Raw genomic sequence first — 16610 nt, forward strand, 5'->3', positions numbered from 1 at the left:
CGACCGGCGGGAATCCCGCCTCGGTGCGACACGAATGCCACACGGTCAACTGCTAACGGATGGTCACCTCACATGTCCGATGAGAAATCACTATCAGACCACCTCCTTCCTTGTGTACCCGCGAACGTACGCCCGATTCGGGGGGGCCGCAACGGATTAAGGCGGTCAGGGAGTCGGCACCGGCGCCACGGACGGGCCGGGAGCCGGGGACGGCGCACCGGAGGGTGCCGAGCTCGGGCCGGGCAGCGGCTTCGCGTCGGGCGGCAATGACTCGACGACCTCGATCTTCGATCGGAACGTGTCGTCGGTGATCACCTCGATCGAGTTGATCATCCAGCGGTCGCCCTCGCGTTTCATGTCGAAGGTCAGCCGCGACGGATTGATGCTCACGAGCTCCTTGTTGCCGCGGGTCACCGACTGGTTCATGAAGATCAGGACCTGCGAGGTGTCCTGGGTGTTGGTCACCACACCCGCGTCCTGGATCGTCACCTCGGACACCACCGACTGCTTGCGCACCTCGGCGGCGAGATTGTTGTCGGTGATCAGCTTCGTGTACTCCGGCTTCGCCGGCCCGGTGAGCACACTCATCGACTGGTCGATGTGCTCGGTGACGTTCTCGGCGTTGTACCCGAACATCGTCGTCGCGTAGTCCCGGGCCGCCGCCAGCGACGATGCGCGAGCGTCCTCGACCCCGCGGCCCTGGGTGAAGCGAAAGCCGAGAAATGCGGTCACGGCGATCGCGGCGACCAGCACCACGCCGAGTGCGATCAGACCCAGGCGCCCCTTGCGCAGGGCGAATCGAGATCCGGTCGACTTCGGCGCGGGCTCGGATCGGGGCGCGGACTCGGAGCGGGCCGACATCACGCCACCCACTCGAAGTCGGTCATCTTGAGGTCGCCGTTGATCCGCGTCATGTCCACCCGCCAGCGGAACACCTTCTCCTGTGACGGCACCTCGCCGTCGAGCGATCGCTGATGCCAGCCGAACACCATGATGACCGAGCCTTCGTCAGGTTCGGCCTTGGTCACCGCGGACGAGAGGATGAGCGAGCGGGTCTCGAGCTTGCCGTCCCGGACAAGGGCCGCCACCTGCTGGATGTTGTTCTCGACCTCTTGCTTGACCTTGCCGCTCGTGTCCTCCTGGACCGACGTCAGCGTCTGGTCGACGGTGTCGGGATTCATGCTGGTCAGGTTCACGAGAACCTGCGAAGCGAACGCGGAATACTCGGCCCGCAGGTCGTCGGTCCGGTCCTGACGCGCGATGCCGAGCGCGAACACCACCGATGCGATGGCGCACACGACGATGACCACAAGCGCCACGACAACGCCCACGACGGCGCGCGGTGAGCGACGCCCCGACCCGCGATACCTGATGCCGCGCTTGCGTTTCGGCGTGCCCGTGGACGCCGACGCCGCGGCCGTCCGGGCACGCCAGCGCTCCCGATAACTCACCGTCTTCTCGACCTCGGACGGGTCGGGCGCGATCTCCGCGGCGACGGACTCGGAATCCGGCGCGGTGTCAGCCGCCGGGGACGCCGTCGACGTCGCGTCCTGCGTCGGTTCCGCGGATGTCGGTGAGGCGCTGTCGACGTCTTCCGCCGCGGTGCCGGGCTCGTCGACCGGCGGCACCGGTGCGGCCGGCTTCGACGGCTTCTTGCCCGCCGGACGTCCACGCCGGATCGGCGCCGACCGCACGGGCCGCTTCGTGTTCCGGCGATCGCCCGAACCCGCACGATCCGCGCCGCTGCGATTCGGCGACGTCGTGCCGGGACCGTCCGGCGTCACGGGGTGACCGTCCCGCTGATCATCGTCTGCCATGTACTGCTCTGTTCCTGCTCATCGCTGCCGGCCCCGGCGTTGTACGTCTTGCCGTCGGGTCCGATGAAGTTGCCCGAATCCGGGTCGTAGGTCGTCGCATACACCGCGGGCTCCGCGTCGAAGTCCTTCGGTGTGCCCGGTGTCACGGTACCGGAGGACGCCGGCTGCCATTTCAGCCCGAAGGGCAACCCGCTCTGGAACGGGTCGACCGAGCCCGGTTTCGGTACGTAGCCTGTGGCACACTCTGCGGGGGTGGGTGCGCGACGGCCCGGAAACTCCGCGCACGGATAGTTACGCGCACCGCGGACGGCGATGTTGGAGTTCTGCGGCACCCGGCACAGCATTCCCGGCGGGAGCTCCCGGGCGGTCTGCACCGACGGCCAACGCCAGTCCTCCTTGGGGAGGAAACCGATGTTGCACGGCGGCCGGTCCTGGAAACCGAGCGAGAAGTTCACGTTCGGACCGAACCGGTTGGTGCCGGTGTTCACCGCCGTGATCAACGAACTGACCAGTCGCGGATAGAGAACGAGCACCTGCTTCCAGTTCGGCAGGTACACCACCTGGGTCTTGGCGATCGTACCGAGGTTCGACACGAGCAACGGGTACGACGCACCGAGGGATTCGAAGAGTTCCTGACTCTTCGACGCGGTCGACGGCCCCTTGCGCAGGATGTCGCCGATCTCGGGCCGGTTCGCCCGCAACTGATCGGTGAACGCGGTGACGTTTCTTGTCCAGGAACGGATGTCGTCGGCCGTACGTGACTGGGTTGCCAGCAGTGGTGCGCCCTGTTCGACGAGTTGGATTGTCGTGTCGGTGTTCTTGTTCGCCTCGTCGACGAACAGCACCATCGAGTCCAGCAGGCGCTGCAACGCCTCCCCGGTGCCGTTGAACGCGATGAACGCCTCGTCCATCAGCGACCGCAAACGGGTGTCACCGATCTCGGCCAGCAGGCGGTCGGCCTGGTCGAGCATCGCCGAGATCTCCACCGGGACCTCGTCGGTCGACACCGTCGCGCCGTCCTGCAGGTATTCGCCGGACTCGCCCGCCTCGGGATCCGGCGTGAACTCGACGAACTGCTCACCGATCGCGGAGACGCTGCGCACCGACGCGGTCGACGAAGCCGGGATCTCCGCGCTGTTCTCGATCGTCAGCACCGCTTCGACGCCGGTGTCGGTCAGCTGCACGGAGTCGACCTTGCCGACGTACACGCCGCGGTAGCTGACGTTCGCGTTCTGGTACAGCCCACCGCTGGTGGGCAGCAGCAGCTGCACCTGGTAACTGCCGACCCCGAACATCGACGGGATGCGGATGTAGAACAGCGCCATCACCACCATCGCGACCACGGTCACGATGGCGAAGATCATCAGCTGCATCCGGACGAATCTCGTGATCTTCATCAGCGGCCACCTCCCGCGGCCGGGACTGCCGCCGGCGTGGTCGGCGAGACCCGCGGGACCATGTTCGCCGGAATCGGTTCGGCCGAGTCGGGCACGCGTTCGCCGCCCGGTTGCAGGGGCGCGATGAACGGGTTCAGTCCGCGCGCGGCGGCGCCTGCGGGCCGTCCGAAGACGCCCTCGGGGCCGGTGACGCCGAGGCTGGCGAACATGCTCTTGCTCAGTCGTTCGACGGTGAGGTCGAGCACCAGATCGGAGTTCACGTAGTCACCCTTGACGATCTGTCGGATCGTCGGCTCGTAGAACGGGAAGGTCAGCAGGATGTTCAGCGATTGAGTCATCGCGGGACCCGCGGCCTGGAGCTGATCGAGGGCCGGTTCGATCCCCTCCACGATCGTCACGATGTCCTCGGAGTTGGCGTCGAGGATGTCGTTGGCGGTCTTCGACAGCGTCGCGACCGAACCGAGAGTGTCGAGGAACTGCTGACGCTGGTCGACGAGCAACTGCAGGATCTGCGGGGCGTCGGCGAGCGCCCGCTCGATGGTGCCCTTCTGCTCGTTCATGGTGCGCGACAACCGGTCGAGTCCCTCGGTCGCGCGGATGATGTTGCCCTTCTGCGCATCCAGATCGGCGACGAGGGTGTTCAACCGCGGGATGAGCTCCTTGATCTGCTCCTCGCGTCCGCCGAAGACGTCGCTCATCTCGTGCACGATGTCGCCGATCTGCGACAACCCACCGCCGTTGAGGACCACCGACAGCGAACTCAGCACCTGCTCGGTACTGGGGTAGGTACACGCCGACACCTGTTGTGCCGCATTGATGTCGGGCACCGCGGGCACCGACGGGTCGGTCACGATGTTGGACTGCTCGGGACACTTGGTCAGGGGGATCTGGTCGCCGGGTTCGAGCCGGCCGCCCTCGGGCTCGGCCGGTTGCACGATCTCGAGGTGCGTCGAACCCAGCACACTGGTCAGCCCGACCATGACATGCGAACCGCGCGGGACGATCACCCCGTCGTTGAGCCGCATCGTGACGAGCGCGTTCCAGTCCTGGACCTCGATGTCGCCGATGCTGCCGACCGTCGCGTCGTCGATGAGCACCGGCGCGTTGTTGACCAGTCCGGCCGCCGACGGGATGACCGCGGTGATCTCGTAGGATTCACCGCCGGTACCTTCGGCTCCAGGGACCGGGAGCGAGTTGGGGCCGTCGAAGGAACATCCGGCGAGGACGAGCGCGAGGCTCGCCGCGCCCACGATGAGCGAACCACGGGGTCGTACCGATCTCATCGCTCACCCCCGAACGGCACCAGCAGATCCTCGAGCGGGCTGCCCCGGTTGTCACGACGGGTCTCGTTGTCGAGCCGGGTGACCCCGGCATTCGCACGAGCCCGGACGCTCGCGTTCTGGTACTCGAGCTGGCTCGGCGTGGCGTTGCGACCCTGCACCGGATTGGTCAGGAACGGTGGGTAGTTCATCGAGATCGACGACAGGACCGGAGCCAGGATCTCCACACACTTGTCGACATCCGCCATCGTCGATCCCGGCCGCTTGGTGGATTCCATGGTTCCGCACAACAGAGTGATGAGATTTGTTCCCATCCCCAAACCGAAGACACCCGACAGGGATCCCGAAAGCGGGTTGTAGATGTTGTAGAAGTTCGCGAGCTGGTTGGGCGCCGAATGCAACACGCCACGCACCTGTTCGTCCTTGTCCGCCACGATCTTCGTACTCGCGGCCAGACGCTCCACCGATGACGACAGCGCCGTCTGATTGGTGTCGATGAAGGTCTGCACATCGGTCATCGCCGCGTCGAGACCTTTGAGCGCCTCATCGAGCTCGGTCGTGTTGTCCGCGAGCACGGAACTGACCGAGGCGATCCGGCCGTTGAACTGCACGAGTTGCTCGTGGCTTCCCGACAATGCATCGGTGAGTTTCTGAAGACTCTGGATGGTGGCGAACAGGTCGCCGCTGCCGGCTGCGAGGGTGCCGATCACGTCGGACACCTCCCGGATCGACGCGTTGATCGCCTCGCCGTTGCCCTCGAGATTCTCGTCGAAGACGTTCACCGCCTTGGCCGCCGAGCCCGGATCGGCCCCTTGCGGACCGATGGCCTCGGTGAGTCGGGTGAGCTGGGCCTTGATGTCGTCCCACTCCATCGGCACCGCGGTGCGGTCCATCGGGATGTCGGCGCCGTCGGACATCTCCGGCCCACCGGAGTAGACCGGCGTCAGCTGTACGAACCGACCGGAGACCAGGCTCTGCGCGACGATGACGGCCTTCGCGTCCTGCGGGATGTCGACGCTCTTGTCCACGCGCAGTTCGACTTTCACGTCGTTCTCGCGCGGGGTGATCGCGGAGACGCTACCCACGTTCACACCGAGCACCCGGACCGGGTCCCCCTTGTACAGACTGGCGACCCCGGCGAAGTAGGCGGTGAACGTATTCGTCGTCGACTTGGTGAACACCTTCCAGCCCACGAGGACCAGGGCGACCGCGAGAATCACGGCGAGTACCCCGAAGAGCACCTTGCGTCCGATGGACATACTTCCGACGGTCATGTCACCTCCCCCTCGTGGTCGGCGCGGGCGTGGGATAGGTCGGGCTGGGCAGTGGTCCGCGCGGCGTATCGCTACCCGCTGGAGGTCCCAGGCTCCAGCCCTGTGGAAGCAGCGGGTTGCCCGTGTACATCAGCGACTGCCACAGCTGCGGGTACCGACCGCGCAGGGCGTTGAGGAACACCGCGGTGTAGTCGCCGAAGGTGTTCACGCCGACGAGGGAATCGAAGTTCGGGCCCGACGCCACTGCTTCGCCGAGGGTGTTCGCGAACGGTCCGAGACGGTCGATCGTCTCCTTCAGCTCTTTCTCGTTGTCGGTGAGGATCGTCGCGACGCGGTCGAACTTCTGCAGCACGGGCGTCAGCTGCGCGTTGTTCTCGGCGATGAAGCCCCGCAGCTGAGCGGTGACGTCACCGATCCCCTTGATCAGCTGGTTGAGCGCGTAGCGCCGCATCTCGATCTCCCCGACGAGCGCGTTGGCGTCGATGAGCAACCGGTTGATCTGTTCGTTGCGGTCGCCGACGATCTTGCTCACCTGGTTGGCCTTGGCGAGCAGCGCCCGCAGTTCCTTGTCGCGGTCGGCGACCGCTTTCGACAGCCGCGCAACACCGTTGACCGCCCCCTGGACCTGATCCGGTGTCTCGGAGAACGTGATCGTCAGCGTGTTGAGCGCCTCGTTGAGCTGGTCGGTGTCGGTGTCGGCGACGGTGTCGGTCGCTCCTTCGAGTGCGTCCTGCAGCGAATACGGCGAGATCGTGTTGCCGACCGGGATCGAGCCACCGGGCTTGATCCGGTCGCCTCCGTGCGGGATGACCGTGAGATTGCGTCGGCCCAGGACGGTCTCGGTCCGGATCGCGGCCTGGGAGTCCGACCCCATCTCGACGGTGTCGTCCATGCGGAACCCGACCTTGACCTTGGTCCCGGCGTCGGTACCGGCCAGTTCGATCGACTCGACCGTGCCCACCTGGACCCCGGACACGGACACGATGTCGCCCTTGGCGAGTCCGCCGGCGTCGTCGAAATAGGCACTGTAGGTGCTGATCGGCGAGAGATAGGGCAACTTGTCCATCTGCATGGCGGTGATCACCACCAGACCGATCACGACGATGCCGATGACGCCGACCTGGGCGCGGCTGCGCTGCCCGCGCTTCACCTCGCGGGCGACGTCGGCCTCGTCGGATTCGGATCTGCGGCTCGAGAACAGGCCCCCGAACGGAAGACTCATGAGCCGTCACACCTTCCGCCGGCCGTCGTGGTATTGCCCATCACGTTGTTCGACGTGTACAGGATCGTCTGGCCACCGGGCGCCGGCAGCATCAGCCGGATGCGGCAGAAGTAGAGTTGAAGCCACGCGCCGTAGGAGCCCAGGTTCGACAACGTCTTGTAGTCCTCGGGGAGTCGTGAGATCAGGTTGCGGACAAAGGGTTCCGCGGCCAGCAGCTCCTCCGAGACCCGACCGGTGTTGGTCACCATCGACTGCAGGGTCGGGCGGGTCGTCCCCAGCAGGTCGGCGAGACCGTTGGTGACACGGGAGGTCTGGGTCAGCGCGTTGCCGATGGTGCCCTTCTGCTCGGCGAGCCCGGTCACCAGTTGTTGCAGGAGGTCGACGCTGGTGTCTAGGCCCTCGCGGTCGCCGTCGAGCGTGGCGAGGGTCGTGTTGAGGTTGTCGATGACGTCGCCGATCAGTTCGTCGCGGTCGGCGAGCGTGTTGGTGAACGACGAGGTGTTCTCCAGCAGCGTGTTCAACGCGCCGCCCTGTCCCTGGAACACCGCGATCAGCGAGCTGGTCAGCGCATTGGCCTCGTCGGCGTCCAGAGTCCGGAACAGCGGTTTGAAGCCACCGACGAGCTTGTCGAGATCGAGCGCGGGCTCGGTCTGGGCGACCGGGATCTGGGCGCCGTCGGCGAGGAAGGTGGAGGTGTCGCCGGTCCCCTGCTGCAGCTCGAGATACCGGTCGCCGGTGAGGTTCTCGTATCGGATCAGCGCGCGGACCGATTCCGGTAGCGGATACTGCTGGTCGACGCTGAAGGTGATGACGGCGTCGTTGTCACGGTTCAGTTCGACGCCACCGACGGACCCGACCTCGACGCCGGCGATCTTGACCTTGCTGCCCGACTGCATCGCCGAGGCGCTCGTGAAGACGGCGCTGTACTCGTTCGACGCCCCGGAGCGGTATCGGCTGAAGACGACCACCAGCGCCACGAACACCAGGACCATCACCACCGTGAAGGCGCCCAGCTTGATCAGGGTCGCGCGGAACGCGCGGGCGCGATTATCCACGGGGGGGCTCTCCGAACAGGATCTGGAACAGCTTCTGTGAGTTCGCCTTCGGCTTGGTTCTGGGTTGATAGGGCTGCGGCGCATTGTTTCCGACGTAGAACGGCGCGTGCACCTTGGTCGCCGGATCACCCAGCCCGCCCTGGCACGTCGGCGGGCCCTCTACCCCGACACGGGGCAGGTCGTACGGATATTGATACGGATCCTTGCCGGGGAGGATGCTCGCGTCGAGCATCAGCATGCCGTTGCGCTCACCGAGGAACGGTGCCGCGACCTCCGACGCGACCGCACTCGCGGTCAGGAAGCACTTGATCCCGGGCGCGTTGTAACCGAGCAGCGCGGCAATGGGATCGAGGTCGGACAGCGCACCGATGAGCGTGTTCTTCGACGGCGCGATGACCCCGTTGATGGTGTTCGCCATCCCGGTGGCATTGATGAGCAGGGCGTCGAGGTTGGACGTGTTGTCCACCAACGTGTTCCCGACGACGGTGAAGTTGTCGACGGTGCGCAGCAGATCCGGCATCGAGTCCGCGTACACGTTGGTGACGGTCGCACCTTCCCGGAACAGCCGGTTCAGCGCGGGCAGATGGGGATTGGTCTTGCCGAGCAGTGCGGTCAGCTGCTCGAGGGCGACGCCGATCTCCTCACCCTGCCCCTGCAGCGCGGTGTCGATCGCACCGAGCGTCGCGTTGAGCTTCTCCGGCTGCAGCTGTGCGAGCACCGAGACGAGCTGCTGGTACACGGTGTTCAGTTCGACGACGACGCGGTCGGCGGGGATCTCGGCACCCGCGGTCAGGGTGCCCTCCGGCTCGCCGGGCACCACGAAGTTGACGGCCTTGGCGCCGAAGATGGTGTTCGACTTGATGTCGGCGGCCACATTGGCGGGGATCTTCGCCATATCACCGTCGGCGATGTCGAGGGTGAGGATCGCGTCGCCCCCGCGCTCGGTGATCTCCGCGACGCGCCCCACCTCGACGCCGCGCAGCTTGACCTTGGCGTCGGGGTTCATCACCAGGCCGGCCCGGGGAGCCACGAGGGTGACCTGCTGGGTTCCCTGGAAAGCACCGAGGAACGACGCGCTGGCCCCGATGATCAGGGCCAGCAGCACCGCGACCATGACCACCGCCGCCGTCCGGCGGGTCGCCCGTGAACGCTCTTGTCTCCTGCTCATCGCTCAGCCCGCCAGGTTGAACTTGCCGTCGGCGCCATAGATGGCGAGGGAGGTCAGAAGTGTGATCACGACCACAACAACGAGCGATGCGCGGACCGCGTTCCCGACAGCGACACCGACGCCGACCGGCCCGCCCGAGGCGTTGTAGCCGTAGTACGTGTGGATGAGCATGACGGCGACCGCCATACAGATCGCCTGCACGAACGACCACAGGATGTCCGACGGGATGAGGAACGTGTCGAAGTAGTGGTCGTACACGCCGGGCGACTGTCCGTAGAGGAACACCGTCGCCGAGCGGCTCGCGAGGAACGACGCCAGTGACGCCAGCGCGTAGAGCGGGATGATCGCGATCAGCCCGGCGATGATGCGCGTGGACACCAGGTACGGGATGGACGAGATCGCCATCGTCTCGAGCGCGTCGATCTCCTCCGAGACGCGCATGGCACCGAGCTGCGCCGTCGCGCCCGCACCGATGGTCGCGGCGAGGGCGATACCGGAGATCACCGGGACGGCGATGCGCACATTGATGAACGCCGAGAAGAAGCCGGTGAGGGCCTCGACGCCGATGTTGGCCAGCGAGCTGTAACCCTGGACGGCGATGGTGCCGCCGGTGAAGAGGGTCAGGAACCCGACGACCACGACGGTGCCGCCGATCATCGCCAGCGCGCCGGTGCCCATGGAGATCTCGGCGATGAGCCGCAGCGTCTCCTTCTTGTAGTGCTTGATCGCACGCGGGATCGACACGACGCTGTCCCAGTAGAACAGCGCCTGGTCGCCGATCTGATCCCAGTCCTCGCCGGCTCTCTTGGCCGCGACGCGCGCGGTCCGGAACCGGGTGGTGAACGGAAGTACCATCGCTCAGCCCGCCGTTGCCTTGAGACCGACCGCCGTCACCACGACGTTGACGACGAACAACGCCATGAACGAGTACACGACGGTCTCGTTGACGGCATCGCCGACGCCCTTCGCGCCGCCTTTGACGTTGAGTCCCTGGTAGCAGCCGACCATCCCGGCGAACAGACCGAACAGAGCGGCCTTGACCATCGAGATCATCAGCTCGCCGAACCCGGTGAGCAGGGTCAGGTTGGCAACGAACGCACCGGGATTCACATCCTGGAGGTAGACGGAGAAGATGAATCCGCCGCCGATGCCGATCGTGCAGACGAGGCTGTTCAGCAGCAAGGCGACCCCGGTGGAGGCCACGATGCGCGGGACCACCAGCCGGTGGATCGGGTTGATGCCGAGCACCTTCATCGCGTCGATCTCTTCGCGGATGGTCCGGGCGCCGAGGTCGGCGCAGATCGCGGTGGCGCCGGCACCGGCGACGATCAGCACGGTGACGATCGGGCCGATCTGGGTGACGGTGCCGAGAGCGGCACCCGCGCCGGACAGGTCCTGCGCGCCGATCTCGCGCAACAGGATGTTCAGGGTGAAGCTGACGAGAACCGTGAACGGGATGGCGACCAGGAGGGTGGGCACCATCGACACGCGGGCGATCGCCCAGGACTGTTCGACGGTCTCCCGCCACTGGAACGGACGGTGGAACAGCTCGCGCGCCGACTCGACGCCGAGCGCCACGAAATCACCGATTCCACTGAGGGGTGTGGCCAGTTTGCTCAGCATCGCCCAACCCCCTTCACCCTCGCACCATCGCGAAACCTATCACGCACAATCGAGCTGAATTGGTCAGTTGACCAGAGCGCTTGCCGAGAATGTGCGTCCCGGATCGCGGTCGGCGAAGTGTCCCGTCAGGGTCTTCGCGAGGTCCTCGGCGGACCACGCATCACCCTCGGCGACGAAGACCTCGTCGACGGTCGGCGCGGCCATCAGGGTGACCTTGGGACCGTAGACGACGAACACCTGACCGGTGACGGCGTCGGAGTCGGAGCCGGCGAGGTAGGTGACCAGCCGCACGACATGCTCGGGATCGAGAGGGTCCACTCCGTCGGTGGGTGCGTCGCCGAAGACGGCGGCGGTCATCGCGGTCCGCGCCCGCGGGCAGATCGCGTTGGCGCGCACGCCGTATCGCTTGAGGGCACGCGAGGCCGACAGCGTGAGTGCGGTGATACCCGCCTTCGCGGCGCCGTAGTTGGCCTGCCCTTCGGGACCCAGCAGCCCGGCCTCCGAGGCGGTGTTGATGATCCGGCCGAACACCGGGCCGCCCGCCTCCTTGGAGGCCGCGCGCCAGTGCGCCGCCGCATTGCGGGTGAGCAGGAAGTGTCCGCGCAGGTGTACGCGGATCACCAGGTCCCACTCGTCGTCGGTCATGTTGAACAGCATCTTGTCGCGCACCACGCCGGCGTTGTTCAGGACGATGTCGAGCGAGCCGAGCTGGTCGGTCGCCGTCGTCATGATGGCGGCGGCGGTGGCCGAGTCGCCGATGTCGCCGGGCACCGCGACCGCGCGGCCGCCGGCGGCGGTGATCGTGTCGATCACGTCGCTCTGATCAAGCGCCGCGGGGAGGTCGTTCACGACGACCGTGGCCCCCTCGGCCGCCAATCCGATGGCCTCCGCACGACCGAGACCAGCACCTGCACCGGTGACGACCGCGACGCGACCGTCCAACGTGTAACCCACCCGATTTCCTCCTGAGCTAAAACTAGAACCTGTTCTAGCATGATTCGCGGATGGATGGAACATATCGGCGTTTTCGCTCGGGTCAGTCCTCGACGACGGTCAGCGCCGACTTCGGACAGTTGGCGGCGACCTGACGCAGTTCCTCGACACGGTCCGCGGGGATGTCTTCTTGGAGAATCACCAGGTAGTCGTTGTCATCCAGATCGAAGAAGTCCGGAGCCATCCCCACGCAGATGGCGTTGGACTCGCAGAGGTCGAAATCTGCCTTGATACGCATCGGAACCGTCTCCTCGTCGATAAGTCACCTGTTGACTGGGCTGTGAGAACAGGTTAGAACGTGTTTCAGAAGTGCACGAGCACTTCGTCTGTCAACTTGACCATAAGCCGGGACCGGACGCTAGCCGATCCACCCCTTGGAGTGTCGATGCGCATCGCCTATACCGACCAACAAGCCGAGCTCCGAAGGGAACTCCGCGACTACTTCTCCGGCCTCATGACCGAGGAACGTCGTGCCGCTCTGTCCGGCGGCGACGGTGAACTCGGCGAGGGCGACGCGTACCGTGACGTCGTCGCGCAGATGGGCGCCGACGGCTGGCTCGCCCTGGGCTGGCCCACCGAGTTCGGTGGCCAGAACAGGTCGATGATGGACCAGCTGATCTTCACCGACGAGGCTGCGATCGCGGGTGCTCCCGTCCCGTTCCTCACCATCAACTCGGTGGCGCCGACGATCATGAACTACGGGTCGGACGAGCAGAAGGCGTACTTCCTGCCCCGGATCGCGGCGGGCAAACTGCACTTCTCCATCGGGTACTCCGAGCCGGGCGCCGGCACCGACCTCGCCGCACTGCGGACCACCGCGGTCCGCGACGGCGACGACTACGTCATCAACGGCCAGAAGATGTGGACCAGTCTGGTCGCCTACGCCGACTACATCTGGTTGGCCTGTCGCACCGATCCGTCGACGCTGGAACCGGGCGGCAAGAAGCACAAGGGCATCTCGATGCTCATCGTGCCCACCACCGCCGAGGGCTTCAGTTACACGCCGGTGCACACCATGTCGGGGGTGGACACCAGCGCGACGTACTACCAGGACGTCCGGGTCCCCACGTCGTCGATCGTCGGCGAGGAGGGCGGCGGGTGGCCGCTGGTCACCAACCAGCTCAACCATGAGCGGGTCGCGCTCTGCAGCGCGGCGCCGATCCAGACCGCCCTGCGCGAGACGATCGCGTGGGCTCAGCAGACCAAGACCGGCGACGGGCATCGGGTGATCGACGCCCCATGGGTGCAGCAGAACCTGGCCCGCGTCCACGCCAAGGTCGAGTTCCTCAAGCTGATCAACTGGAAGATCGCCTCGGTCGCGAGTTCCGGCGGATCGCCGAGCCCGGCCGACGCCTCCGCGACGAAGGTCTACGGCACGGAGTTCGCCACCGAGGCCTACCGACTTCTCATGGAGGTCGTCGGACCGGCCGCGACGCTGCGAACCGGAAGCACCGGCGCGCACCTGAACGGTCGCCTGGAGCGGTTCCAGCGCACGTCGCTGATCCTCACGTTCGGCGGCGGCACCAACGAGATCCAGCGCGACATCATTGCGATGCTCGCCCTCGGCCTGCCGCACCAGCGCAGATAGCCCCGACCGCTGGTTGAGCAGCCAGCGAGCACGCCCCCGCTGGTTGAGTAGCCCCGAGCGAGCGCAGCGAGCACCCGCCCCACCCGCTGGTTGAGTAGCCCCGAGCGAGCGCAGCGAGCACGCGGCGTATCGAAACCACCAACCGCACCCCGAACCTGGAGACCCACCATGGATTTCTCGCTTCCCGAGTCCGGCGCCGACGTCCGCGGGCTGGCCCGCGACATCGCGACGTCGATCAGCACCCCCGAGCGGGTCGCCGAACTGGAGACGGCTCGTACCGCGCTCGACGCGGACCTGTGGCGCGAACTCGGCGGCGCCGGACTCCTGGGCCTCGAGTTGTCCTCCGAGACCGCCGGGGATGCCGGCGGCGACCTCGGGGTCGTCGAGAATGCGCTCGTGGCCACCGAACTCGGCCGCGTGCTGGCCCGCGTACCGTTCGGTCCGCACGCGATCGCCGCCCTTCCGGTGATCGCCACGCACGGCTCGTCGGCACTCCGGGAGCGGATCCTGGGGTCCGGGGCCACCGGCGACTCGGTGCTCACGGTCGCGGTCGAGGAGGACCTGGCCACCGACTTCACCTCGCCCGCAACCACCTTCTCGTCCGACGGCGGCCTGACCGGCGTGAAGGTCGACGTCCCCTACGCCGAGGCCGCGGACATGTTCGTGGTCACCGCGTCCGGACCCGACGGTGTCGTCGCGGTGGTCGTGGCCGCCGATGCCCCGGGCGTCGTCGTCACCCCGACCCCCGCCACCGGGCTGATCCCTTCGGCGCAGGTCGAATTCGACGGCACGCCGGTGTCCGACGACGCCGTTCTCGACGGCGGTGCCGACACGGCCGCGACGCTCATCGCGCGTGCGACCCTGGCCTGCTGCGCCGAACAGACCGGCGTCGTCGAACGCGGCCTCGAGCTCACCGCCGAGTACGCCCGCGATCGCGAGCAATTCGGCCGCGCCATCGGGTCGTTCCAGGCGGTCGCCCAACGTCTCGCCGACGGGTACATCGATGCCCAGGGGCTGGCACTCACGACGACGCAGGCGGCCTGGTTGCTCGACCATTCGACCGGCCACACCCCGGAACTGCAGAATGCGGTCGCCACCGCCAAGTTCTGGGCCGCCGAGGCCGGGCACCGGGTGGCGCACACGGCCGTACATGTGCACGGTGGTGTCGGCCTCGACACCAGTCACCCGGTCCATCGTTACTTCCTGCGCGCCAAGCACAACGAGTTCGCATTCGGTTCCGCGACCGCCTCGGTGCGGGCCATCGGAGCCGAACTGGCCGCCACGCCGGCGTGAACCGACCGGTCGCGGCGACGCACGCCTCGACGGTCGCCGATCTGCTCGCTCCGCTGATCGAGATCGACGACCGCGGGGTCTGGTTCGAAGACGGATTTCGCTCCTGGACCGATCATCTCGCCGATGCGGCGTTGCTGGCCGGGGTGTTGCGCGGCCGGTTGTCGGATGACCGCCCGCGTCACGTGGGCGTGCTGCTGGCGAATACGCCGGTGTTCAGCGCGCTCTTCGCCGCGGCGGCACGTCACGGATTCGTGCTGGTGGGCCTGACCACCACCCGGCGTGGCGACGCGCTCGCCGCCGACATCGCCCGTGCCGAATGCCAGATGGTGCTGTGCGGCGAGGACACCCGGCATCTGCTGGACGGCCTCGACCTGGGCGGAACCCGCGTTGTCGATGTCGATTCGCCCGAATGGGCGGCCGCGGTGATCGCGGGTAAGCCGGCACCCCTTGCCGACGCGGCGCCGGACGACCTGCTGATGCTGATCTTCACGTCGGGGACGACCGGCGACCCGAAGGCCGTGCGATGTACGCACCGGACCTTCGCGACCAGCGGTCCGATGCTGGCCGAGCGCTTCGATATCGGGCCGGACGATGTCGCGTATCTCTCGATGCCGATGTTCCATTCGAACGCGATGATCGCCGGGTGGTGCGTCGCGGTGGCGGGCGGGGCGTCGATCGCGTTGCGGCGCAGCTTCTCCGCGCGTGGGTTCGTCGAGGACGTCCACCGGTACGGCGTGACATATGCCAACTACGTAGGCAAACCGATGCACTACATCCTCGCGACCGATCCGCGCCCCGACGACGCCGCGAGTCCGCTGCGGATCATGTACGGCAACGAGGCATCCGCCCGCGACCGCCTCCGGTTCTCCGAACGCTTCGGCTGCCGCGTCGTCGACGGATTCGGATCCACCGAGGGCGGCGTGGCCATCACGCGCACCCCTGACACACCCGATGATGCCCTGGGCCCACTGCGCGAACCGACCGCGGTCGTCGACGTCGACACCGCCGAGCCCGTTCCGGCTGGCGTGGTCGGTGAGATCATGAACCTCTCAGGGCCCGGCCTTTTCGCCGGCTACCACAACGATCCCGACGCCACCGCGGACCGCATGCGCGGCGGGATCTACCACACCGGCGACCTCGCCTGGGTCGACGACGCCGGTTACCTGCACTTCGCCGGACGTCTCGGCGACTGGTTGCGCGTCGACGGCGAGAACATCGGCACCGGACCCATCGAGCGAATCCTGCTGCGCCACCCGGCGATACGGCAGGTCGCCGTGCACGGCGTGCCGGTCGACATCGGTGACGAGATCGAGGCGGTCCTCGTCGCCGACGTGCTCACGGCCGACGACTTGAGCCAGTTCCTCTCCGCGCAAGAAGATCTCGGCCCGAAACAGTGGCCGCACCGGGTGCGGCTCGTCGACGAACTCCCCGAGACCGCGACCTTCAAGACCGTCAAGCGGCTCCTGGCCTCCGATGCCACCCCACCGACGTGGGTTCGGGACGGTCGGGTCTACCGCGCCCCGACGTAGGCCGGCCGCCGCCGTTCCCCTGGCCGTGCAGTGCTCTGATCCGAGAGAACCAACAGACCTGCTCCTGCACAGTTCCCTGAGCTGACGAGCGAAGGCGACCCACCCCTGCTACCTGAGGTGCGAGGAACGAAGCGACAGCCCTTCTGCTCCCTGAGGTCTGCGGAGCGCAAGGCGACAGCACCCCTGCTCCCTGAGGTCTGCGGGGCGCAAGGCGACAGCACCCCTGCTCCCTGAGGTCCGCGGAGCGCAAGGCGACAGCACCCCTGCTCCCTGAGGTCCGCGGAGCGCAAGGCGACAGCACCCCTGCTCCCTGAGGTCCGCGGAGCGCAAGGCGACAGCACCCCTGCTCCCTGAGGTCCGCGGAGCGCAAG

The 16610-nt window shown here is 66.9% G+C and carries 15 protein-coding genes; 3 read left to right on the forward strand and 12 right to left on the reverse strand.

The window, feature by feature from the left end; genetic code table 11:
- Nucleotides 1–165 precede the first annotated feature (165 nt).
- From JW364_RS20430 to JW364_RS20485, 12 genes are all read right to left on the reverse strand, one after another.
- Nucleotides 166–861: a hypothetical protein gene (locus JW364_RS20430; RefSeq protein ID WP_240199387.1), complete on the reverse strand. Its 696-nt coding sequence runs from the start codon at nt 859–861 to the stop codon at nt 166–168.
- Complete coding sequence (locus JW364_RS20435; protein WP_205334176.1) at nt 861–1784, reverse strand: hypothetical protein; 924 nt, start codon at nt 1782–1784, stop codon at nt 861–863. Before JW364_RS20435 ends, JW364_RS20430 begins: the two co-directional genes overlap by 1 nt.
- On the reverse strand, nt 1781–3214 hold the full coding sequence (locus tag JW364_RS20440) for an MCE family protein (RefSeq protein WP_205334170.1): 1434 nt from the start codon (nt 3212–3214) through the stop codon (nt 1781–1783). Before JW364_RS20440 ends, JW364_RS20435 begins: the two co-directional genes overlap by 4 nt.
- Complete coding sequence (locus JW364_RS20445) at nt 3214–4497, reverse strand: MCE family protein (RefSeq protein WP_058253546.1); 1284 nt, start codon at nt 4495–4497, stop codon at nt 3214–3216. The genes JW364_RS20440 and JW364_RS20445 overlap by 1 nt, the downstream gene beginning before the upstream one ends.
- Nucleotides 4494–5768, reverse strand: coding sequence for an MCE family protein (locus JW364_RS20450; RefSeq protein WP_058253547.1), 1275 nt, complete (start codon nt 5766–5768; stop codon nt 4494–4496). The genes JW364_RS20445 and JW364_RS20450 overlap by 4 nt, the downstream gene beginning before the upstream one ends.
- Nucleotide 5769: 1 nt before the next feature.
- Nucleotides 5770–6990 carry an MCE family protein gene (locus tag JW364_RS20455; protein WP_065629747.1) on the reverse strand — a complete coding sequence of 407 codons (1221 nt, stop codon included), beginning with the start codon at nt 6988–6990 and terminating at the stop codon, nt 5770–5772.
- Nucleotides 6987–8045, reverse strand: a complete 1059-nt coding sequence (locus JW364_RS20460) for an MCE family protein (RefSeq protein ID WP_065629748.1) — start codon at nt 8043–8045, stop codon at nt 6987–6989. The genes JW364_RS20455 and JW364_RS20460 overlap by 4 nt, the downstream gene beginning before the upstream one ends.
- Nucleotides 8038–9159 carry an MCE family protein gene (locus JW364_RS20465; protein WP_065629792.1) on the reverse strand — a complete coding sequence of 374 codons (1122 nt, stop codon included), beginning with the start codon at nt 9157–9159 and terminating at the stop codon, nt 8038–8040. The genes JW364_RS20460 and JW364_RS20465 overlap by 8 nt, the downstream gene beginning before the upstream one ends.
- 57 nt (nt 9160–9216) lie before the next feature.
- The gene (locus JW364_RS20470) at nt 9217–10068 is read right to left on the reverse strand and encodes an ABC transporter permease (protein WP_137810434.1); all 852 of its coding nucleotides are present in this window, start codon (nt 10066–10068) and stop codon (nt 9217–9219) included.
- 3 nt (nt 10069–10071) lie between these two features.
- On the reverse strand, nt 10072–10836 hold the full coding sequence (locus tag JW364_RS20475) for an ABC transporter permease (RefSeq protein WP_065629749.1): 765 nt from the start codon (nt 10834–10836) through the stop codon (nt 10072–10074).
- 63 nt (nt 10837–10899) lie between these two features.
- The gene (locus tag JW364_RS20480) at nt 10900–11790 is read right to left on the reverse strand and encodes a 3-oxoacyl-ACP reductase (RefSeq protein ID WP_205334171.1); all 891 of its coding nucleotides are present in this window, start codon (nt 11788–11790) and stop codon (nt 10900–10902) included.
- Between the two features lie 82 nt (nt 11791–11872).
- Nucleotides 11873–12067: a ferredoxin gene (locus tag JW364_RS20485; protein ID WP_065629750.1), complete on the reverse strand. Its 195-nt coding sequence runs from the start codon at nt 12065–12067 to the stop codon at nt 11873–11875.
- Between the two features lie 147 nt (nt 12068–12214).
- On the opposite strand from JW364_RS20485, the gene JW364_RS20490 reads away from it, so the two are divergent.
- The 3 genes from JW364_RS20490 (at nt 12215) to JW364_RS20500 (ending at nt 16239) form a co-directional block, all read left to right on the forward strand.
- Nucleotides 12215–13417, forward strand: a complete 1203-nt coding sequence (locus JW364_RS20490; RefSeq protein WP_058253575.1) for an acyl-CoA dehydrogenase family protein — start codon at nt 12215–12217, stop codon at nt 13415–13417.
- A gap of 168 nt (nt 13418–13585) precedes the next feature.
- Complete coding sequence (locus JW364_RS20495) at nt 13586–14710, forward strand: acyl-CoA dehydrogenase family protein (protein ID WP_205334172.1); 1125 nt, start codon at nt 13586–13588, stop codon at nt 14708–14710.
- Nucleotides 14707–16239, forward strand: a complete 1533-nt coding sequence (locus JW364_RS20500; protein WP_205334173.1) for a long-chain-fatty-acid--CoA ligase — start codon at nt 14707–14709, stop codon at nt 16237–16239. Before JW364_RS20495 ends, JW364_RS20500 begins: the two co-directional genes overlap by 4 nt.
- The last annotated feature ends 371 nt before the right edge of the window (nt 16240–16610 follow it).

Source organism: Gordonia sp. BP-119, assembly GCF_016924115.1.
Classification (GTDB): Bacteria; Actinomycetota; Actinomycetes; order Mycobacteriales; family Mycobacteriaceae; genus Gordonia; species Gordonia hongkongensis.